The 21,897-nt window shown below is 38.5% G+C and carries 18 protein-coding genes; 7 read left to right on the forward strand and 11 right to left on the reverse strand.

The features are described 5' to 3' along the window. Positions 1-118 precede the first annotated feature (118 nt). Positions 119-1,702 carry an arylsulfatase gene (locus BUR11_RS15370; protein ID WP_200800415.1) on the reverse strand — a complete coding sequence of 528 codons (1,584 nt, stop codon included), beginning with the start codon at positions 1,700-1,702 and terminating at the stop codon, positions 119-121. Between the two features lie 455 nt (positions 1,703-2,157). Here BUR11_RS15370 and BUR11_RS15375 point away from each other — a divergent pair, with 455 nt between their 5' ends. Both BUR11_RS15375 and BUR11_RS15380 read left to right on the forward strand, forming a co-directional pair. After that, entirely contained in the window at positions 2,158-4,596 is a 2,439-nt protein-coding gene (locus tag BUR11_RS15375; RefSeq protein WP_074225857.1) for a S9 family peptidase, read from the forward strand. Between the two features lie 339 nt (positions 4,597-4,935). Further along, on the forward strand, positions 4,936-6,426 hold the full coding sequence (locus BUR11_RS15380) for a BCCT family transporter (protein ID WP_074225858.1): 1,491 nt from the start codon (positions 4,936-4,938) through the stop codon (positions 6,424-6,426). 44 nt (positions 6,427-6,470) lie between these two features. Here the strand turns inward: BUR11_RS15380 and betA are convergent, their stop codons facing one another. From betA to BUR11_RS15405, 5 genes are all read right to left on the reverse strand, one after another. Then, positions 6,471-8,141 carry a choline dehydrogenase gene (gene betA, locus BUR11_RS15385; protein WP_084561003.1) on the reverse strand — a complete coding sequence of 557 codons (1,671 nt, stop codon included), beginning with the start codon at positions 8,139-8,141 and terminating at the stop codon, positions 6,471-6,473. Between the two features lie 65 nt (positions 8,142-8,206). Continuing rightward, positions 8,207-9,448, reverse strand: a complete 1,242-nt coding sequence (locus tag BUR11_RS15390) for an alkaline phosphatase family protein (protein WP_074225860.1) — start codon at positions 9,446-9,448, stop codon at positions 8,207-8,209. 65 nt (positions 9,449-9,513) lie between these two features. Next, positions 9,514-11,304 (reverse strand): RagB/SusD family nutrient uptake outer membrane protein, encoded by a 1,791-nt coding sequence (locus BUR11_RS15395; RefSeq protein WP_074225861.1) that lies wholly within the window; start codon positions 11,302-11,304, stop codon positions 9,514-9,516. An 18-nt stretch (positions 11,305-11,322) separates the two neighbouring features. Then, a complete protein-coding gene (locus BUR11_RS15400) occupies positions 11,323-14,562 on the reverse strand; it encodes a SusC/RagA family TonB-linked outer membrane protein (RefSeq protein WP_074225862.1) in 3,240 nt (1,079 codons plus the stop codon). Between the two features lie 373 nt (positions 14,563-14,935). Continuing rightward, a complete protein-coding gene (locus tag BUR11_RS15405) occupies positions 14,936-15,832 on the reverse strand; it encodes a metallophosphoesterase family protein (protein ID WP_074225863.1) in 897 nt (298 codons plus the stop codon). A gap of 201 nt (positions 15,833-16,033) precedes the next feature. On the opposite strand from BUR11_RS15405, the gene BUR11_RS15410 reads away from it, so the two are divergent. Then, complete coding sequence (locus BUR11_RS15410; RefSeq protein ID WP_074225864.1) at positions 16,034-16,618, forward strand: TetR family transcriptional regulator; 585 nt, start codon at positions 16,034-16,036, stop codon at positions 16,616-16,618. 21 nt (positions 16,619-16,639) lie between these two features. Here BUR11_RS15410 and BUR11_RS15415 read toward each other — a convergent pair whose 3' ends face one another. The 4 genes from BUR11_RS15415 to BUR11_RS15430 form a co-directional block, all read right to left on the reverse strand. Next, positions 16,640-17,185: a hypothetical protein gene (locus BUR11_RS15415; protein ID WP_074225865.1), complete on the reverse strand. Its 546-nt coding sequence runs from the start codon at positions 17,183-17,185 to the stop codon at positions 16,640-16,642. A 101-nt stretch (positions 17,186-17,286) separates the two neighbouring features. Next, positions 17,287-17,811, reverse strand: coding sequence for a hypothetical protein (locus BUR11_RS15420; protein WP_074225866.1), 525 nt, complete (start codon positions 17,809-17,811; stop codon positions 17,287-17,289). A gap of 42 nt (positions 17,812-17,853) precedes the next feature. Continuing rightward, the gene (locus tag BUR11_RS15425) at positions 17,854-18,135 is read right to left on the reverse strand and encodes a winged helix-turn-helix domain-containing protein (RefSeq protein ID WP_074225867.1); all 282 of its coding nucleotides are present in this window, start codon (positions 18,133-18,135) and stop codon (positions 17,854-17,856) included. Next, positions 18,128-18,703, reverse strand: a complete 576-nt coding sequence (locus BUR11_RS15430) for a hypothetical protein (protein WP_074225868.1) — start codon at positions 18,701-18,703, stop codon at positions 18,128-18,130. Before BUR11_RS15430 ends, BUR11_RS15425 begins: the two co-directional genes overlap by 8 nt. A 142-nt stretch (positions 18,704-18,845) precedes the next feature. Here BUR11_RS15430 and BUR11_RS15435 point away from each other — a divergent pair, with 142 nt between their 5' ends. The 4 genes from BUR11_RS15435 to BUR11_RS15450 all read left to right on the forward strand — a co-directional run bounded on the left by BUR11_RS15435 (position 18,846) and on the right by BUR11_RS15450 (position 20,927). Then, the gene (locus BUR11_RS15435; RefSeq protein ID WP_074225869.1) at positions 18,846-19,298 is read left to right on the forward strand and encodes a DUF1569 domain-containing protein; all 453 of its coding nucleotides are present in this window, start codon (positions 18,846-18,848) and stop codon (positions 19,296-19,298) included. Next, on the forward strand, positions 19,295-19,666 hold the full coding sequence (locus BUR11_RS15440) for a VOC family protein (protein ID WP_074225870.1): 372 nt from the start codon (positions 19,295-19,297) through the stop codon (positions 19,664-19,666). The genes BUR11_RS15435 and BUR11_RS15440 overlap by 4 nt, the downstream gene beginning before the upstream one ends. 65 nt (positions 19,667-19,731) lie before the next feature. Next, the gene (locus tag BUR11_RS15445; protein WP_074225871.1) at positions 19,732-20,340 is read left to right on the forward strand and encodes an energy transducer TonB; all 609 of its coding nucleotides are present in this window, start codon (positions 19,732-19,734) and stop codon (positions 20,338-20,340) included. A 113-nt stretch (positions 20,341-20,453) separates the two neighbouring features. Beyond that, positions 20,454-20,927 (forward strand): copper resistance protein NlpE, encoded by a 474-nt coding sequence (locus BUR11_RS15450; RefSeq protein WP_074226164.1) that lies wholly within the window; start codon positions 20,454-20,456, stop codon positions 20,925-20,927. Here the strand turns inward: BUR11_RS15450 and BUR11_RS15455 are convergent, their stop codons facing one another. Further along, a complete protein-coding gene (locus BUR11_RS15455) occupies positions 20,928-21,860 on the reverse strand; it encodes a hydrogen peroxide-inducible genes activator (protein WP_074225872.1) in 933 nt (310 codons plus the stop codon). Positions 21,861-21,897: the final 37 nt, after the last annotated feature.

Here is a 21,897-nt window from a genome sequence, read left to right on the forward strand (position 1 = left end):
TAATATCAAACCTTACTAGTCAAGTTGAAAGTGTTTCATCCTCGACATAATAATCCAAAAAAGTTAATTACTTCTCTGGGGGCATTTCAAATTCAAATCTTTTATGCTATTAAAACGACTACTGTTTACTTTTTTTGATAAACTCTTCTACAACATTAGACATATCAAAACTTTTTCCTCCCTGAACAGGTGGATATTCAGCAAGGGATTGTAGGTGCTCCTGCATAAGTACACCCATGGGTTGAAGTAGCCATGATACCTTCTGTAAAAGATGTCCATACGAATCCTTATTATCATAAGATTCAAAGGGGTCCATTCTAATGTTAAAAACTAAAGGTACTGTCCTAGGAATCACATTTGCATAATAATCTTCTTTGGTTGAAAAATGGAATTTCCAGGGTCCCATCCTGACAGCAGTGAGCTTCGATTCATAATAATAGAAAATTGAATTTCTCGCCGATTTATCTGATTCACCTTTCCAATACGCTAAATTGTTTACACCGTCAATAACTTGCTTTTTTTCACTCATAACTTTATCCGCAATATTATCTATCCCGGCAGCCGCGGCAAGTGTGGTAAACATATCCATGTGACTTTGGATGCCATTAAGTTTTTGTCCTGGTTTGATTACTCCTGGCCATCTTAACATTGATAGTACGCGCACTCCACCTTCATAAGTGGTCATTTTCTCTCCGCGGAATGGGGTTGTTGCCCCATGGGGCCAAGAAGCATGCTCAGGCCCATTATCTGTTGAATACCAGATAATTGTGTTTTCAGCCAAGCCTTGTTCTTCCAACCATTGAAGCACCATTCCTATATCATGATCATGTTGTAACATCCCTGAACCATGAATATCAGCCTCACTGGTATATTCCTCCGCAGCATATTTCCATTTTTCATCCAGACGAGTATACAAATGCATTCTACTGGTATTCAACCAAACGAAGAATGGTTTATCTTCATCCTTGGCTTTTTTCATAAAATTTTCAGCCATTGGAATTACTTCTTCGGAATCAAAGTTTTTCATTCTTTCCTGAGTAAGCGGTCCAGTATCCTCAATTCGCTGCATTCCTACTTTTCCAAATCTTGGATCTTCCGAGTTATCCATTTGATCAGTTGCCCAAGAATGTATAACTCCTCTTGTACCAAATCTTTTTTCATATGATTCTAAATCACCGGAAAAAGCCTTTCCAAATCGTTGATAATCTCGTTGCTCAGATTCTTCCTGAGTATTTAAATGGTACAAATTCCCATAAAACTCATCGAAACCGTGGGCAGTTGGAAGATGCTCATTTCGATCACCCAAGTGATTTTTACCAAAATGGCCAGTTGCATAACCTGCTTCTTTCATATAAGCAGCAAGACTTGGAGACGCAGCTTGTAAACCCAAGGCATCACCAGGCTGACCTACTGTAGTCATTCCTGATCTTATCGGATATTGTCCCGTAATAAATGAAGCTCTTCCTGCTGTACAACTTGGTTGAGCATAGTGATCTGTAAATCGAATACCTTCCATACCAATTCGATCAATGTTTGGTGTGGTATAGCCCATAGTACCCATTCCATAAGCACTTACATTTTGCCAGCCTATGTCATCCCCCCAAATCACCAAAATATTGGGTTTCTCTTGAGCCAAAGCCATGCATGGCCCCAATAATAAGAGGCTCATCGTCCATCGAAAAATCAATTTTACTTTCTTCATTTATTAAATGTTTAAGGTAAGATATCGGGTCAAATAATAATTTATGCCTTCTTTAAAATTACGCTAAATGTTGACAATTTTTTCTTCTCAAAATTCAGCTTTTATGCTTTAAAATAATATCTAGCTCCATTTGTTTAAAACACAGCTTCACCGGTTACTACTAAATTTTAAAAGGTTTTAATCAAAAGGTCAAAAGACTGGCAAATCAATATCCCACATATGTAGCATCTTCCAAGCGATTGATTATTGCCTAGATAACAATCTTCTTATACAAAAGTTATTACCTCAGAATTTTTGAATCAACTGGTTCTCCAAGCTTGCACTTTTGGAGAAAAACCCCATCTACTTCAATAAAATCATTCAATCAACACAGAAACCAACCATTGATCTCATTTTTCAAGTCAAAATCGATCAAAAGGGGTTATTTTAGTTAGCGAAAATTAAACCTTACCCTTATGAACAAAAAATTTACAACCTGTATACTACTTGCGTTTGTGGTCTGGTTTGGAATCCCTGATTCTCAAGCACAAACAGGCTATCAGAAGCCACCGAAGTCAATAACTGACTTAGTAAATGCACCTAGTACTCCCTCGGTAAATTTTAGTAAAAATGGAGATTGGATGCTGTTATTGGAAAGTGCCGATAACCCAAGCATCGAAGCACTTTCCCAACCGGAATTAAAGATTGCAGGGCTCCGAATTAATCCTGCGACGTCAGGTCCCAGTAGAGGAAGAGGCATTGAAAATATAAAAATAAAGATGACCCAAGGAGGGGAGGAAAAGCAAATTGCTGGGCTTCCTACCAATCCAAGTATGGGTGATTTTAGGATGTCTCATGATGAAAAATACTTGGCATTTACCCAAACTGATGCTAACGGGATTAGCCTTTGGGTAGTGGATTTAGGCAGTTTTGAAGCAAAAAAATTAACGGATCCTATTATTAATGATGTAATGGGGAATTCTGTGATTTGGACGCCAGAAAATAAACTATTGATCAAGGCAGCCAATCCAAGTAGAGGTGTGATGCCTCAAAGACCTGCTGCTCCAGCAGGCCCAATTATCCAAGAAACTACTGGAGATGCTGCGCCAAGCAGAACCTATCAAGACTTGTTATCAGATCCCTATGATGAGGCTTTATTTGCTTATTTCATGGATTCTCAATTGATGTTGGTAGATTTGGATGGTACAAAAAAAGCAATCGGAAGCCCTGGAATGATCAAATCCTTGGATCTTTCCCCTGACGGATCCTATATTTTAGTTGACTTGATCAAAAAGCCTTTTTCCTATTTAGTTCCAGCTTATCGATTCCCCTATGATGTGGAAATCTGGTCAAAAGAGGGTAAAAAAGTGAAAACCCTTGCAGAAATTCCATTGGATGAAAATCGTCCTACAGGTTTTGATGCGACTGTTACTGGCCCAAGAAATATCAGCTGGAGAGCCGATAAACCTGCCACACTCTATTGGGTGGAAGCACAAGATGGTGGTGATGCCAGAGTTGAAATGGAGGAAAGAGAAATCATCTACACTTTGGAAGCACCATTTACTAGCAGTAAGAAAAAACTGGCCAGTAGCTCCTATAGATTTGCCGGAATCGCCTGGTCTGATGACAACTTTGCCATCATGAACGAACGATGGTCACAAGCTAGAAAAGAAGTTCGATCTGTAATCAATCCATCTGATCCTTCCCAAGGGAAAAGAGTGATCATTGACCGATCTTCCGATGATTTATACAACGACCCGGGAGATCCGCTTTTTACCGAGAATGAATTTGGAAGGAATGTACTTCTAAGAAAAGGCGATTTGGTTTTCATGACTAGCCCAGGAGGTTCTCCCGATGGCAATATGCCTTTCCTCTCCACATTTAATACCAAAACAAAAGAGCAGGAAATCTTATGGAGATCACAGGCACCTTATTATGAACGGGTTGTCAAGGTGCTAGATGAGAACGGAACAGAATTTATCACCCTGAAAGAAAGCACAGATATTCAGCCAAACTATTGGTTGGTCAATACAAGAAAGAGAATTGCTCCGATGCAATTGACCAATTTTGAACATCCATATGAGTCATTAAAAGGAATTCAAAAACAATTGGTGACTTACAAGCGAAAGGACGGATTAAACCTTTCTGCTGTCATTTATACTCCGGCAGGATACGACCCCGCAAAAGATGGTCCCCTCCCTGTATTGATGTGGGCCTATCCTAGAGAATATAAGTCCAAGGAGGTAGCTGCGCAGGTACGTGGTTCAAAATATGCTTTTACTAGATTGAGTTGGGGTTCTCCTCTGTATTGGGTGACACGCGGATATGCAATCATGGACCGTACCGAAATGCCGATTGTAGGTGAGGGTGACCAAGAACCTAATGATTATTTTGTGGAGCAATTAGTAGCTAATGCGGAGGCAGCAATTGACCATATTGTAGAATTAGGTATTGGTGATCGGGACCGGATTGCAGTGGGAGGACACTCTTATGGAGCATTTATGACTGCCAATTTGCTTTCTCACACCAATCTGTTTGCAGCAGGGATTGCCAGAAGTGGGGCATACAATCGAACCTTGACCCCATTTGGATTCCAATATGAACAAAGAACTTATTGGGAAGCACCTGAGGTGTATTTCAATATGTCTCCATTCTCTTTCGCTCACAAAGTAGAAACCCCAATTTTGTTGATTCACGGACAGGCGGATAATAATTCCGGTACTTTCCCCATCCAATCCGAACGCTATTACAATGCTTTAAAAGGCCATGGAGCGACTGCCAGATTGGTTTTCTTACCGAATGAAAGCCATGGTTATGCAGCAGAAGAATCCATTTTGCATACGCTTTGGGAGATGGACACCTGGCTGGAAAAGTATGTGAAAAACAAGAATGAAATCCAGAAAGGAACGGAATAAAAATTCCCTTTTCTTCGAAGACAAAAGAGGCTTTGGTTTTACCAAAGCCTTCTTTTTTTTAACCAAAAAAACAGCTGCATTTTAAACACAAATCAGTTCTCAAAAGAGTTCTTTTTTTTCCAAAAAAAACTGTCAAAAATTACCCTTAAAAAGTGAGGAAAAATCTAGGATTTGAAGCCAATTTTCATAGGTATTTACCTCTTAAATAAGGATTTACAAAAACAGCCGATATAGGGCCCGATATATTTCCCTAAGCCCGATAAATGGGTTAAATTAGTCAAAAAAACACCCATAGTTATCAAAGATTCTAAAAGTACCCAAGTCCCCTTTTTAAAGAGCATTCAACCCTGGGTTTTTTTTCCCTCCGCCGGCTTGATTGTTCTATTTGTAACACTCACCTTGATCTTCCAAGAATCCGTAGGAGATTTATTTGAATCTGCACAGTCCTACATTTCTACAAGGTTTGGTTGGCTTTACGTCCTAGCTGTAAATGTTATTCTGATTTTCTGTATTTACCTTGGATTTAGCCGATATAAAACCATCCGTCTTGGAGGGAAGGACGCCAAACCTGAATTCAGTACCTGGGCATGGTTAAGTATGCTTTTCAATGCAGGTATAGGATTGGTTTTGATGTTTTATGCAGTAGCTGAACCGGTCAGTCACTTTTCCAATCCTCCTTATGGGGAAGCGGGAACTTTGACTGCTGCTAAAAATGCCCTCAACTTATCCTATTTGCATTGGGGCCTCCACGGCTGGGGCGTATATGCTTTAATGGGATTAGCCATCGCTTTTTTCAAATACAATAAAGGACTTCCTCTTGGAGTGCGTTGGATTTTATATCCATTATTAGGGGATCGGCTGAAAGGTCCAATCGGTCATTTCATTGATACCATGGCCGTAGTTGCTACCATGTTTGGTCTGGCCACCACCCTAGGATTAGGAATTCAACATATCAACTCTGGTATGGAATACCTATTCAATATCCCTATCAGTGCCAATGTTCAAGTAATCCTGATAGGAATCATCACTATTTGTGCCACCGCCTCCGTAGTTTCAGGTCTTCATAATGGAATTCAGGTTCTTAGTAAAATCGCATCAATAATGGCGATTACCTTAATGGCGTTTATGGTCATCGTAGGACCCACCTTATTTATTCTTGGCTCTACGGTTCAGAGTACCGGGTCTTACATTCAAAGCCTAATCGGTACTGCGACTTGGATGGAAGTTTATCGAGGAACCCATTGGATGGATAGTTGGACCTTCTTTTACTGGGCTTGGTGGTTTGCCTGGGCTCCTTTCGTGGGACTATTTATTGCAAGGATTTCAAGGGGTAGAACCATTCGCGAATTCATGATGGGAGTATTACTTGGCCCTACAGCTGCGAGTATTGTCTGGATTTCCATTTTTGGAAATACTGCTTTTTATGTGGAGTTATTTGGTCCAGGTGGAATCAGCGAAGCGGTACAAGAAAACATCAACACAGGCCTGTATTCACTACTTGAATTATATCCTCTTCCTTATTTAAGTATCTTCTTTGTGGTGCTTGCCGGAGTCATTTTCTTTGTCACCTCCTCAGATAGTGGTTCATTAGTAATTGACTTTATCACCAGTGGAGGAAGAGATGATACTCCTGTCAAATTGAGAATTTTCTGGGCATTGATCGAAGGGGCAGTAGCTTCGGTATTAGTGTTGGGTGGAGGATTGATTGCCCTTCAAACTGGTTCTCTAGTAACTGGATTACCAGTATGTGTACTGATGTTAGTAGTATGCTACTCCATTTTGAAAGCACTCAAAAAATACAAAGCAGAAAATAAAGAAAGCCACGAATAAAATCATATTCGTGGCTTTTATAAAAAGGGTTGTTCCCCAAAATTTTACACTTTGGAAACAGCCTCTTTTTTTGAATCAGGCGTTTCTATTTTAAAATAAGGCACTTCTTCTGCCGGCAATGGTGTGTTTCCCAGAATCATATCGGCAGCTTTTTCTGCTACCATCATCACGGGAGAATAAATATTTCCATTGGTAACGTATGGGAATACGGAGGCATCCACCACTCTGAGATTTTCCACCCCATGTACTTTCATGGTTTTAGGATCAGTTACATCCATTGGTCCCACTCCCATTCTACAAGTCGAACATGGATGATAGGCGCTTTCACCTTCTTTGGCTACGAAGTCCAAAATTTCTTCATCCGTCTGGACATCCTTACCAGGGGAAAGTTCCTCCCCTCTCAATTCACCCATGGCATTTGTCTCAATAATTTTTCTGGACAATCGAATGGCTTCCACCCACTCTTTACGCTCTTTTTCTGTGGACAAATAATTGAAAAGAATACTAGGGTAGTCTTTTGGATCCGCTGATTTAATTTTCACTCTTCCTCTTACATCCGTATTCATCGGACCCACGTGAAGCTGAAACCCATGTCCTTCTTTTGGAGCAGAACCATCGTAACGGATTGCCAAAGGCAAAAAGTGGAATTGTAAATTTGGATATTCTACAGTGTCATTGCTTCGGATAAATCCTCCCGCCTCAAAATGATTGGAAGCTCCTAGTCCTTTTCTCCTGAATAGCCAGTCGAAGCCGATTTTTGGTGCTCTCCAGGGGCTCAAAGCAGGAAATAAACTAACCGGTTTTTTACAGGCCCACTGAACATATACTTCCAAATGATCCTGAAGATCTTCTCCTACTCCTGGCAAATCATGGACAACTGGGATTCCCAAACTTTTCAAATGTGCTGCATTACCTACTCCTGAAAGCTGAAGTAATTGAGGAGTATTGATCGCCCCTCCACAACAAATGATTTCCTTGGCATAGACTTGCTTGACGTTTCCTCCTTTTTGATATTCTACCCCAACCGCTTTTTTCCCTTCAAAAAGAATCCTCATCACCATGGCTGAGGTTTCTACATGAAGATTCTTTCGGTGTTTTATTGGATGAATATAGGCACGGGCAGCATTCAATCTTCTAGACTTGTATATGGTCTGATCAAACTTCCCGAAACCCTCTTGTTGGTATCCATTCACGTCATCCGTTAAAGGGTATCCTGCTTCTTGAACTGAATTAAAAAAGGCATCAAACAACGGATTATCACACTTGGGAGTCGTCAGTTTCAAGTTTCCTTTGTCTCCCCGGTAGTCATCCCCTCCAATCAATCGTTCCTCCACTTTTTTGAAATAAGGAAGGCAATGTGCATAATCCCAATCTTCCAGCCCTTTATCCTGAGACCATTTATTGAAATCCATTGCATTGCCTCGAATCCAAATCATCCCGTTGATACAGGAAGATCCTCCCAATACTTTCCCACGTGGCTGGGCAATTCTGCGGTTATTCATATATGGCTCGGGGTCTGAAGAATAGCCCCAATTGTAATGGGTTCCAGTCAAAAGATAGGTCAGTGCCGCAGGCATATGAATTCTAAAATCCAGTGTATAATCTGGTTTTCCAGCTTCTAATACCAACACTTCTTTTGAAGGATCTTCACTAAGTCTGTTGGTAAGAACAGCACCAGCAGAACCGCCTCCAACAATTATATAATCGTACTTCATAATAATCATATTTTTGAAGCATTAAAGCCCACTAGGTTCCTTGCATCACCTAGTTCAACTCTAATTTACTCCTCTGTAATCCAATAATTTAAATAGCCTGAAGGAGTTTCCAAGACTATTTTATAGTATTCTGAATCTGAATTTTCCGGAGAAAATGTGAATTTTTCATCTGAGAGATTAACCTCTCCTATAAATTGGTAATCATCAGTTCCACCCGTTTTAAATTGGTTGGTAGTACTGAACGACATTTTCCCTGTACCTGTTTTCGAAAGCGATTTCCACGTCAACTGAATTTGGTCTCCATTTTCAACTGCTTTGAAATTACTCACATCCACAGGACCAATAAATGGAACACCATCCAACTCCATCGCATGTTCCTTAGGGATTTCAAGATCCAAGAAGTTGACGATGGATGGGAAAATATCCACAGTAGCACCTACTTCATTAAAATGAGCATTGGTTTCTGGGTAATTTGTAGCAATCCAAACACTTCTTTCACGGTCGCTTTGACCACCATGTCCAAAGCCACTATCCTCTCTACCATGGTCTGTGGTAATGACAATCAGCCAATCTTCATTAAATTTGGATTCGCGTTCTTTGATTGCATCCCAGACTCTTCCAACTTGGATATCCGCTTTTCCAATGGCGTCAACAAACTGCGGACTATTACCGAACTTATGAGACATATCATCAGTAAACTCCAAGTACATCCAAGTAAGATCAGGTGATTTTTCTAATATTTCCTCAGCAGCTTTTTTAGATACCTCTTCATCGATCAAATGAATATAAGTTCGTTCCTCATCATGTGGGTAACTGACAGTATCTATTTCCAAACCATCAAAATGATAATCAATGGTCAAATTTCCAGTTTGAGGAAGACCATCGCCTGCCAGCTTGGTTCTGTTGTCCAACCAGGTAGAGTAAATAGCGGTCTTTTTCTCAGGACTAGTATTCTTGAGTACTCTAAATAGTGTCGGGTAATGGTAATTCGGGTTTTTAATAGAATTCCCCCAAACATTATGTTTGTTTGCCCAAACTCCAGTAAGCACGGTATTGTATCCTACAGCTGAAATGGTAGGTGTTTGGCTGTAACCATCCTTTTCACCTCCCATCGTTGCCTTGGTAATTCCGCCTTCAGCTATGATTTTATCCAAATTTGGGGTGGGAACCGTATCCAGGACATCTTCAGGAATCCCATCTAAGATTACAAATATTGCTTTTTTAGCAGTTGGTTGATTTTTCTCTTCGGTAGTACAAGATTGTAATGCCACCAATACGAGGCATGCAGCTACAAATAGGTTTTTCATTGTAGTAATTATAAATGGAAGAAGCCCGGTGCATTTACCGGGCTATTTTATCTTACTTGATTAGATTATTCCCACCCAAAGATCTGAACTAGATTTGGATTTAAAGTTACTTGTTGGATTGGGATAGGTCGATAATAATATTTTGGCTCTACGAAGTTTCTTTCCTTCGTTTCAGTAACCATATTACCTCCATTTTCACCATCTGTTAAGAATACATCTACGTTATCGTCAATGGTCCCAGCCTTGTAGTAAATCAAAGCTTCGCCCAGGCTGTTTTTTTCTTTATCATCTCCAACAGGAATAGTACTGTCCTTATCTACTAAAATTATATCTTCTATTCCATCTCCAGTCATATCGTATTTTCCAAGACCAGGGAAATACATTCCCTCTGGAATATTTTCCAGAAGTTTACCTGCATTCCATCTCATCAAATCATCATATCGATATCCTTCCAAGGCCAACTCTACTCGTCTCTCTCTTCTGATTTCAAGTAGCACACCTTGGTTAGCCCCTGAAACTGAAGGATATTTAGAGGTCAAGAATTGATCTGGGTTTCCATTGGCTGCAGCCATTTCCAAATTTGGCATCCCAGCTCTTTGTCTCAACACATTGACAGTCATATCCAAATCACCTTGGCTTAATTCATTCAATTCAGCTTTTGCCTCTGCATGAATCAATAAAGTTTCCGCAAATCGATACACAGGGAAATCATCACTGGATACTTCCACATTATCAATACTATTTACATAGCCTTTCAATTGATGATATCCTGTAAAATTTTTATTTAGAGACTGAATGTATGGAGTAGCATCCGGCTGTCTTACCCAACCTGGATAAACCACAGTCTGGCTTAACCTAGGGTCTCTATCCTGAAACTCCTCTACAAAAACTTTTTCATTATAACCTTCCATATCAGTAAACCTGGATCCGTCTCTCATCAAGTAACTTAAAACCAGATCCTTGGAAGGAGATTGCTCATAATCACCAAAGATGACAGTATTGAAATTGGCTCCTCGGTCTTTATTGGAATCATAAATATTAGCTAAAATTACTTCTGGGTGGCCAACCAAATCCTGTGAACCGAATAATGATCCATAATCACTTTCTGGATTTCCAGAGTTATAAATGGAAAACAGACCTGAATTCATGATTTCTAGAGAAACGTTCTTGGCTTTTTCTAAAAATGCCGCTGCACTTCCTTCTAATCCCAATTCAGTATGGTATTTTCTATAAGTTCCCTCATATAGAGCTACTCTCGCAGTAAATGCTTTGACTGCCCAAACATCAGGTGTACCTGTAGGAACTGATTCTCTTACATTTGCCATAGCAAAGTCTAAATCTTCCATGACCTTGGTCATGACCATTTCTCGAGAATCTCTTGGCTTGTACAAATCTTCATCCCCAGGACTTAATGTCGTTTCATACCAAGGAACATCAGAATATCTTTTGACCATGTTGAAATAAAACAACGCGCGATAGTACCTGGCCAATCCTACATAATGGGCGATCCCTTCCTCTGTACCCGTTGCTTTGGTATAGTTATCAAGGAAATAATTGATATTTCTAAGCGTTCCCCAGTTCCAACCACCAGTAATAGTCTGTGAACTCGGAGAACCGGTCATGATATTTTTAATTTCAATGGCACCAGTGGTAGCACTATTGTCACTGCTTTGGTCAGCCAGATAACTTCCAGGTCCAGCCATGGTAAGCAACCCATTTACATACAATTCTAAATCTTCCTCTGTCTTGAAAAACTCTTCAGGAGCTACTGAAGTCTGAGGATATTTATCTAGAAAATCATCGTTACATGAAGCTAAAAGGAAAGCTGCACTTAAATAAAGGATATATTTTTTCATGATTTTTTCTATTCTTAATTACAGATCTATGTTGATACCGAATGCAAATTTTCTCTGGAATGGATAGGAATTTGCATCTCCACTGGACGCGTTAACCGATTCCGGATCTACATATTTCTTGATGGCAGAGATTTCATATAAGTTCTCTCCAGTCACATAAAATCTTACTTTGGTTACATTCAGCCTATCCGTTAACACCTGAGGAAGGCTATAACCAAGAGTGATGTTTTTAAGTCTTAAGTAAGCACCGCTTAGTAAATAATTAGTTTGAGGAATATCCAACCCCGCTCCATAATTGGCATCTGCCAACCAAGATTGAAGTACCGGATAGCTTGAATCCAAATTTTGCTCTGCTAAACCTGCTTCAATGTAAGATTGAGAGTGCTGAGCCAATAAATCTGCTCCGTCTGCTTCGGCTCTATAGAAATCAAGGTTCCAAGGATATACATTCCCATAAGGCTGCTGGTAAGGTCCCCAAAAGAGGTAACGACTTGGGTAATAATCTCTTTTTGCTACACCTTGTAAGAAAATAGATAAGTCAAATCCACTCCAGCCTACATTAATGTTCGCTCCATATCGATACCTCGCAGTAGTATTACCAATTAATCTCAAATCTTTTGGATCATCTTGAGATTGACCTCTTTCGATTTTACCATCATTGTCTTGGTCTACATATTTTGGCCAGCCTGGTACAATATCCAATGCTCCCCACGGTACGATACTTGTTTGATCCAATTGAGCGATTTCATCCTCATTGGCAAATAACCCATCACTTTCAAGTCCCCACAATTCGCCCACTTCTTGGCCTACTCTCCAATTGGAGAATAAATTTTGTTCATTTTGGAATTTGGTAATGGTAGATCTAGAATCTGAAAGGATCATTTTCACACCAAAGGTTACTGGGTTGGAAGTACTTCCTACCTGATCTCTATATCCAATGGAAAGATCAAATCCTTTTGTTCTTAAATCAGCTGCATTTTGTTTCGGAGGTGCGGTTCCCAATACTCCTGGAAGTTCAACTGGGTCAGTTAGCATTCCTTTGGTATCTCGGATAAAATAATCAAAAGTACCACTGATTCGATCTCCTAAAAATCCAAAATCCAAACCAACGTTAGTAGAAATTACTTCTTCCCAAGTATAGAAGTTAGGATCTACAGCCAAAGAAGGAGCAGAGGTAATTATTGTTTTCTTACTACCGTCTATTAGGTAGCTAGATAGATTGGTCGGCAAAGCCTGGATATATCCAAAATTGGCTACATTCTGGTTTCCTAAACTACCATAAGAAGCTCTTACTTTGAATGTAGAAATTACATTAGTCAATGGCTGGAAGAAACCTTCATCCATCATTAGCCAAGAAGCAGAAACGGAAGGGAAGAAACCCCAACGGTTGTCACTTGGGAATCTTGATGATCCATCGTATCGTCCATTCACCTCAAGGATATACTTATCATTGAAGGTATAGTTAATTCTACCAAACAAACTTCTGACAGAATAGGCACTATAAGACGGCGTGATAAAGGATTCCCCTGTTGTTAAGCCAATGTATGGAAGGGAAGAAGAAATCAACACTCTTCTTTCTGCTTGAATTGTAGAGTAATCGTAATTCTCCTGATTGTATCCTGCTAAAATTCCGAAGTTATGCTTACCAAGAGTTTTGGAATATCGACCATAAAAATCCAAAATAGTAGTATTCAAGGTTCCATTTCTTTCGATTACAGATCCATCTCCACCTTCTGTTCTAATGTCTTCCGGACCAAAGCCAATATTGTATTTCTTTCTATCCCAATGGTATTTCCACTGCTCTCTTTTGAAACTGGCCGTTCCTTTGAAAATCAAATCTCCATTTAACATCGTACCTGTAGCTCCCAAGATATTTTGGAAACCGAACATGTTTTCTTGATTCTCTCCACCATCTACTAATCTGGCAGCCAATCTTCCAGTTTCCGTATTTGCCCAAGTACCATCTGGGTTGACCGCCACATCAATTGGTCTTAAGTTATAGACGCTAGTAATGTTATTTGTTGGATCTTCTCTCTTAGTCTGGTAGATGTTTAAGTTATTATCTACATCTAGCCATTTCAAAGGCTTAGCTGTCACTCTAGCTCTAAGAGAATATCTTTTCCAATAGTCATCAGCTAATTTATTTAACCCGTTTTCATTGGTATAGTCACCTGAGACGTAATAGCCCATTGGCATTTTACCTCCACTATTTCCACTGATTGCTAAACTATGGTTAGTAGAGAAACTGGATTTATTGAAGAAGTAATCATACCAGTCATAATTACCCATGTATGCCCAACGGTTTGGGTTATTGGGATCTAATCTAGTGTCCTCGATAGAAGGATCTTCAGATCTCTCTTTTGCCCATTGGTAATGTGCATCAGAATAATTGACATAATCCCATGGGGTATTATTGGTAGATGTTTCTAATACTCTGGAATGGATATACGGATCTGTGACAGGTTCTGGTAGAACAGAAGGACGACCCCATGCAAAATAGTTATTGTAGGTAATTCGCTGATTACCGGATGTTCCTTTTTTGGTGGTAATCAAAATCACTCCAAATGCGGCTCTGGCACCATAAATGGCAGCTGAAGCAGCATCTCTAAGTACGGAGTAAGATTCAATATCAGAAGGATTCAACCTCAATAAATCGCTGTTGTTTCCTGCAATTCCGTCAATTATTATCAAAGGGTCTCCTCCATTGATAGAAGTAAAACCTCTAATATTGATATTAGGAACGGATCCAGGTCTACCTCCTTGATAGGTAATGTTCAATCCAGGACTCATCCCTTGAAGGCCTTGCATGACATTCGCGATAGGTCTATCGGCAATTTCTTCTCCAGCCAATTGATCCACGGCACCTGTTACATTTACCTTTTTCTGAGTTCCGTAGCCAACTACAACTACCTGCTCCAGCAACGTATCTTCTTCTTCGAAAGTAAGATCAATGATACTGTTTCCTCTCACAGGCTGCTCCATGGTCTTATATCCAATGAAAGAAAAAACCAATACAGCATCTTCATTGGAAACCTCAATGGTATAAGATCCATCCAAATCAGTGATTGTACCATTTTGAGTACCTTTTTCCAATACGGATACTCCAGGCATTCCTAATCCTGATTTATCAGTGATCGTTCCTTTGATTTGAGATTGTGCAAACGAACTAATCGCAAAAGTCACAACCAAAAAAATCATAAGGCCTGCCCTCCTTATCAAGGAGTTTCGGTCTGGGATTCTTTGTAAAACTTGTTCCATATAGTATTGAATTGAATTGTTTCTATTTCAAATTTTCTATTCCAAAACGGTTAAAAAATCGCCAATTTAACCTAGAATTTATTGAACATTCATTCAATATTAAATATTGCAATTTAAAAATCAAAGCAATTAAATTTCATTTTTAATTAGTTAATGATAATTTAATACTAGGTCGTAGAAATTAATCCTGAAGAAATGGATCAATAATAAAAAGCTAGAAATTGAAGTTTTTCCACAAAAAATTGACCCATTGATTATTTAAATCTGCTTATTTGCAGTTTTTGAATCATTGAATGGAATTATATAGAAAAACATAAGCCACCCTTAAATGATGGCTTATTAGATAATTGTCAATCCAGAAAAATATGGTTTTTTATCTCAGAGGAAAATATTCATTTTCCACCTGACCATCTTCATATAATTTCAAGATGGCATATCCAGGAGGAGTCTCTAAGTAATACTGTTTTCCTGCAGATTCTTTGTCTCCATCCCCCCACCAAAAACCACTCAGAGATCCATTGCAAAAATAGTGTACATCATTGTACCAGGTTCTGTCCAACAAATGTTGATGACCACTTAAGCACACTCGAACTTTATCTTTATGTTGATAGAATAATTTTTTTAATTCTTTATGATCCTTATGCTGTCCCCCAACCAAAGCATTGGTAATAGAAGTAATTGGAAAGTGAGACATGATCAAAGTCGGAGTATTTGCAGCAAGCTGACTTAGGTCACTTTCTAACCAGTTCATCTGCACTTCACCTAGGCTGATTCCCTCGTGATTTCCATCCAAAATGATAAAATGCCAACCGTTTTTATCAAAGCTGTAATAAAGGGATGGCATTCCTAAACGCTCCACTACATAGGGTTTCCCATACATAGGCTCCTGATCCTTATCAGCGACGTCCCACCAAGGATCATGGTTACCAATGCAACTGTAGACCTCACTTTCTTTGATTTCATCCCGAAATTGATCCCAAACTTCCCATTGTGCAATAACTCGATCCTTTGTTACTCCTTCATACGAAGCATCATGAATGCTATCTCCTCCATTTAAGTAAAAATCTGGTTGATGCTTTTTTACAATTTTCAACCAGTCAATGGCTCTAGAAGGGACATCCTCTTCAGGCCGAATATGCACATCTGTGATATGGGCTACTGTTAAAACAGGTTTCTTACCCATTTTTTTCTCTTCAGCAGATGAAACCGCCGGTAATCCGATCCCTGCCGATACCAGTCCAGCATTGGTTAAAAACTTTCTTCTATTCATATTCTACTTAAATCAATATTTTCATGTCCATAACAAAACCTCACCGAAAGCCATGAAAATCAGCATTTTTTGAATTATTTTTATTTTTAGATCAGCAATTTCTATTGAATGACCATTCAATATTATATATTGTAAAACTCAAAACAAAAGAATTTACTCTAATTAAAGAGCACATTAACTTTATTTTAATAATTAATTTACATGGCAACAAAGGTTTCTGCTGATAGAAAAAGAGAAATAATTGAAGGATTTTATCAGCTTTCCAAAGAAAATGGAATTGAGAACACATCCATTGCCAAAATCGGAAAACACCTAGGAATGCCTCCTAGTTTGATTATGCATTATTTCCCCACTAGGGACATATTAATATCCAATCTCATATCCTTTATCCTAAAGAGATTATTGCAAATTTATACACCTATTATCAAGGAATTGAGGGTTCAAAACTATACTGATCCTCATACATTTGTGGAGCGAATGTTTTCTAGAGATTGGAACCTGTTAATTGATGATGGGGTATTTTATAGTTGCTTTAGTTTGATTTTCAGGAATGACACCATTAAGCGGGAATACCGAAACCTTCATCTCAAACTCAGAGAAAATTTGAAGGAGATTCTTGATCAAGATGAAAAATTGAATAAAAAAGATACTGCACTACTTTCTGAGCAAATCTTTGTAGTAGTAGAAGGGGCTTACTATTATTTATCCATGATTGATGATCAAGAACTTTATGAGCAAAAAGTGGAGATTTTTAAAAACCAGGTTTACGATTTGCTAAGAGGATGAGTTCCTTCTCACACCCATTTTTTAAAACCGTTTCGCAATTCCCACAGCAAATACCGTCACATCATAAATATTTGACCTTACATCTTGGGACAAAACAGCGACCATCTCCCAGCCATTTGAAATTTCTACTCCATATTCCAAACTTAAACGGGACACAAAATAATTTTCACCTTTGGCAAATTCGCCACCAAAGCCAAGGGAAACATTCCAGTGTTTTCCAAACTTATAGGACCCTGTAATGGTGGGGGCGATAGGTCTTTCACGTTCTACCACTCCATCTTCTTCTCCAGTTTCTATAAAGTAATTCTCGTTGACAAAATCTGTCTGTATTCCCAAGGCAAACTTTTTTGAAAACCAATAACTGTAATCCAATGCAAAAGAGGGGACCATAGTAAATTGCTTTTTCCCTTCACTAGATCTACCCTGACCAATTCTGGAATGTCCCAATAATAAGGCAACAACGTGTTTTCCCTCCTCCGTTTCCTTTTCTATCTCTTCCTGTGCTTTCAATTCCGAAAAAGAACCTAGAATTAAAAGAATGATTGTAAAGTGAAAAATCCTATTCATGTGGTAATAGTTAAAAGCTCGCATTAAATTACAAATGAACTGGAAACGAAAAAAGCAGGACCATGATCCTGCTTTATTTTCCTGCGTAAAATAAAGGAATGTTAACGTGCATTTTTTGATAGAGTCATCTCGAAAAACTGATACCAATTCTCTCCTTGCTTGATTTCACCAATTTCAAACCAAGTTCCTTGCTCATCAACTTGAATGATGTAACGCATGTTTTCCATAGGATACCAATAGAAATCGCCATTTATGGTTTCTGCTTTGAACTCTCCTTTTCGTCCGTTTTGTAAGTAAGATTGAAAGGAATAGTGATCTTGTTCTCCTCCAAAGGTGATAATTGCCATCGCATTGTGAATGATTTGATCTTGAGCTTTCCCCTGTCCTTCAATCAAAATTGCCGTTGAGTCCAATTTAAACTGAATGTTTTCCGTTTGGGTAAACTCATGCCTTTGCCGATCAGCTCCCATCATCCATCCACTTCCTGACCATGAACCGATTAGGTGCTGAAGTGAAGTGATCGCTTGTTTTGAAACGAGATCTGTTTCTACGTCTTGAGAAAACGCTTGGTACTGAACTCCTGTAAGAATCCAGATTGCTAACATAATTTTAAATAAATTTTTCATTTGTAAACTGGTTTATATTATAAACTAAAATGACAAAAAATTTTACTCGATGTAATTCTTTAAATTTTCTACATAGGCTTCAAAAGCCTTTACCCCTTTGGAAGTGATTTTACAGGTGGTCAAAGGTCTTTTTCCCTTAAATGACTTATGGATTTTGATATAACCCGCCTTTTCGAGTTTATCCAATTGAACACTCAGGTTACCCGCAGTCGCTTCCGTTTTTTCCTTTAAGAAAGTAAACTCTGCTTCCTCCAATCCTATTAACAATGACATAACTGCCAGCCTTAATTGAGAGTGAAGAAGAGGATCTAGTGGCTTAAACACGTTCACGGTAGTTTTTTTTCAAATAATATCCTGGCACAAGATATCCCAAAATGATGGCAATCCCTGCTACTAGATACTGATCCATGACCGGTAATGTAAAAGCAATGATGGCTCCCACTCCGAGGATTACTCCACCCAGTTTGACTAAGTTGACACGAATAAGTGTACCCGTAACAAACATTCCCAAAGCAGCCAAAATTAAAATCACAGGATTCTGATTGAATTCCAAAATATTCATAAATCCCAACACGATGATAATTCCAACAAACACAGCTATCCACAATTGGCCAATCACGATGTCCAGATGAGTTTTGACTCTTGCCTTTTTCCCTTTTCGAATACCATATACCGTACTTACAATCGTCGTTGGAATCACCAATAGCCAAATCAAATAGGAGTTTGCTACCCCCGCCTTCATCAAAGCATAATGCCCTAAATTACAGATGGATATCGTCCACCCCCATAGTAGAATCTGAAAACTTCCATCTCCAGCTACTTCCCTTTTCGCTTTTCTGATCATGTCAGTAATCAGCGCTAAAGAATCTTTACTGCTTAACTCTTTTTCCATAATAGTTTTTTGTTTTCTTGCTATAACGGGATAAATATAAATAGGTTTACTTTATAAACCTATTTATATACAAATATTTATGAATCAATTGTTTGAAACGAAGAAAGATGCCTAATTTTAATAATAAAGGAATATACTATTTATGAAAGATATCTTTGATCCAGCTGTCACTGCTGAATTAGTAAACAGGATCAACCAATTGACACCTGAAACTCAAGGACTTTGGGGAAAAATGAGTGTAGACCAAATGCTTGCACATTGTAATGTGGCCTACGAAATGGCATTTACTGATAAACATGCAAAACCTAATGCGTTTGTTCGGTTTCTCCTTAGGACTTTTGTGAAAAAAGGTGTTGTCAATGAAAAACCCTATCCAAAAAATATCAGAACCGCTCCTGCTTTTATCATTGCTGACTCTAGAAATTTCAATGAGGAAAAGGAACGTTTGATTGGTTACTTGAATCATACGCTAGAATTGGGAAAGGAACACTTTGAAGGAAAAGCATCTATTTCCTTTGGGCCAATGTCTGCTCAAGAATGGAATAATCAATTCTATAAACATTTGGATCATCATCTGAATCAATTTGGCGTATGAATCATCCAGCAAAATCAATTCGAACATTTATAGGAGCCAAAAATTTCGAAGAGAGTACGCGATTTTACCAAACCCTAGGTTTTACTGTAAAACCTCTAAGCAAAGGGTTCTCATTAGTGACTGTTAAGGAAAATATCTGCTTTTATCTACAGGACTATTATTTCAAAGAATGGTGTGAAAACTGCATGATTTTTTTGGAAGTGGAGCAGCTGGAATCTTATTGGGAAGCTATGAAAGTGCTTGGTCTTCCAGATAAGTTTAAAGGAGTCAAGTTGAGCACCATCAAACATGAAGAATGGGGAAGTGAGTTTTTTCTTCACGATCCAGCAGGAGTTCTATGGCACTTTGGAGTGTTTAAAAACAACTAAGGATTACTTTTTTATTTGCCTTAAAATCAGTAGTTTAGTTCAACTAACACTAAACCAAATTTCTTATGAAAAAATTAACCTCACTATTTTTGATCTTATTTTTTGTAGGGGTTGGAGCAATGGCTCAAAACTCTAGTGGGCCAGCAGCCATGAATCAAATGTTGTCTAAAAATGTAAAATATCCAGCAGAGGTCAGGGCAGAGAATAAGTCTGGATTTGTCACTTTATCCATATCCATTGATGATTCTGGTTATCCCATGGGAGAGCCTACCGTTTATTCTTCTCATGAAAAATTATCTGAAGAAATACTAAGAACCTATGCACTGGTAAAAGAAAAATGGGATCCTAGTTTTTTAGATGGAAAAAAGACCGGTGAAGATTACTTGATGACTTTTGAGTTCCGCTTGAGCCAAGGTGGTGAGTTTATAAAAAATCCATTGACAAAGTATAAAACTCCTGAAAAAGTGGATCATCTTGCTGCATTAAATAAAGCAATTGAGGAAAACCCCTATTCTTCCAAACTATATCATGAAAGAGGGGAGTATTACCAAATGATTGGAGAAAACTGGCTTTCAAAATTAGACTTCAATCAAAGTTCATTTCTAAAAAATCAAGAGATAACCCATGTAGTGATTGTGGGATATGGAGCATCCAATCATCCAAAATCACTTTAAAAGATTAGCAATTGTTAAGCCTAAGGAGAACTGATTACAGTTCTCCTTTTTTATTATCCATTAGGTTTTGGTTTATGTACTTCAAGGCTACCTTTGTATCAAATTCTATTAAAATGAAGTGCCTTTATTCAATTTTTACTCTCTTTTTTCTAGTCCTTCTAAGCTCTTGTTCCAATCAGGAAGTAACGAAAAAAGACGTGGTAGAAACAACTGATGATATACAGGAGCAATTACGCGAGGGGTTACCAATTGGAGACAACTCCAGAACCTCCTTGGATTGGAATGGGACTTATTCAGGGATCGTACCCTGCGCTGACTGCGAAGGGATAGAAACCACCCTGACACTCAATCAGGATATGACCTATTTCATAGTCACCAATTATTTAGGGAGGAATGATGCTTTGGAAGAAACCTTCAACGGAACCTTCAAATGGGATGAAACTGGTTCGAAAATATTCTTAGAAGGCGTAAAGTATGCTCCAAACCAATATAAAATCGGTGAAAATCAAATTTGGCAATTAGACAAATCAGGCAATATGATTACTGGAGACTTGGCCGACCATTACATCCTTTACAAAAAACCTTGATTACTTAAACCGAACGATTTTGCCGTGGGATTTGGATGTCATTTTTGCAGGAATAGAATCAGTTATCTCATTATATAAGAGCTCTACTAATTTTTGTTTCAAGTAACTCCGATTTAAAATAATACTTACTTCCCTTATTGGTGGTACCCCGGCAAATGGACGAATTCTTGATTTTTCCTCTTCAGATAAGTCAAAGGTAGCTAACTCCGGAAGCAAGGTGACCCCTTGATACTTATTAACCATGTTTTTTAAGCCTTCCAAAGATCCACTTTCATAATGGAAGTTACTGGGCCCACTCAATCTTTGATCACATAGATTGATCACCTGGTCCCTGAAACAGTGACCTTGTTGTAAAATCCACAAGTCTTCTTGATTAATCATTTCCGGCCTGAATTCTTTTTCTTTCAGTAAAGGATGACCTTTGGATAAGTAAGCATAGAATTTTTCATAAAACATCGGCTTTTCGACCACCCCAATTTCATGAAGTGGAGTCACTACAATCCCTAAATCCAACTCGTCATTTTTGAGTTTTCTGACAATTTCTTCTGTGACCATTTCCTGAACTTCCATTTTCACTTTTGGATACTTTTCAAGAAACTTTCTAATAAATAGGTGAAGTAAATAAGGAGCGAGTGTAGGGATAATTCCCAGCTTAATCACCCCAGAAATATCTCCTTTCAATTGAGCTACCAACTCCAAAATCCCTTTGCTTTCAGATACTACTCTTTTGGCTTGGGCAATAATCTGAACTCCAATCTCAGTGGGAATTACAGGCATTTTGCTTCTATCAAACAAAATCACCCCTAATTCTCTCTCCAGCTTACTCAACTGTGCACTCAAAGTGGGTTGGGTCACAAAGCAACTTTCAGCTGCATGCCCAAAATGCCGATGTTTATCCACGGCAATTAAATATTCTAGTTGTTGAATAGTCATGAAAGTAGGTTTAGGTTATTAAAAGTAAAGATTTTTC

Origin of the sequence: Algoriphagus halophilus, assembly GCF_900129785.1 — a bacterium.
Lineage (GTDB): Bacteria > Bacteroidota > Bacteroidia > Cytophagales > Cyclobacteriaceae > Algoriphagus > Algoriphagus halophilus.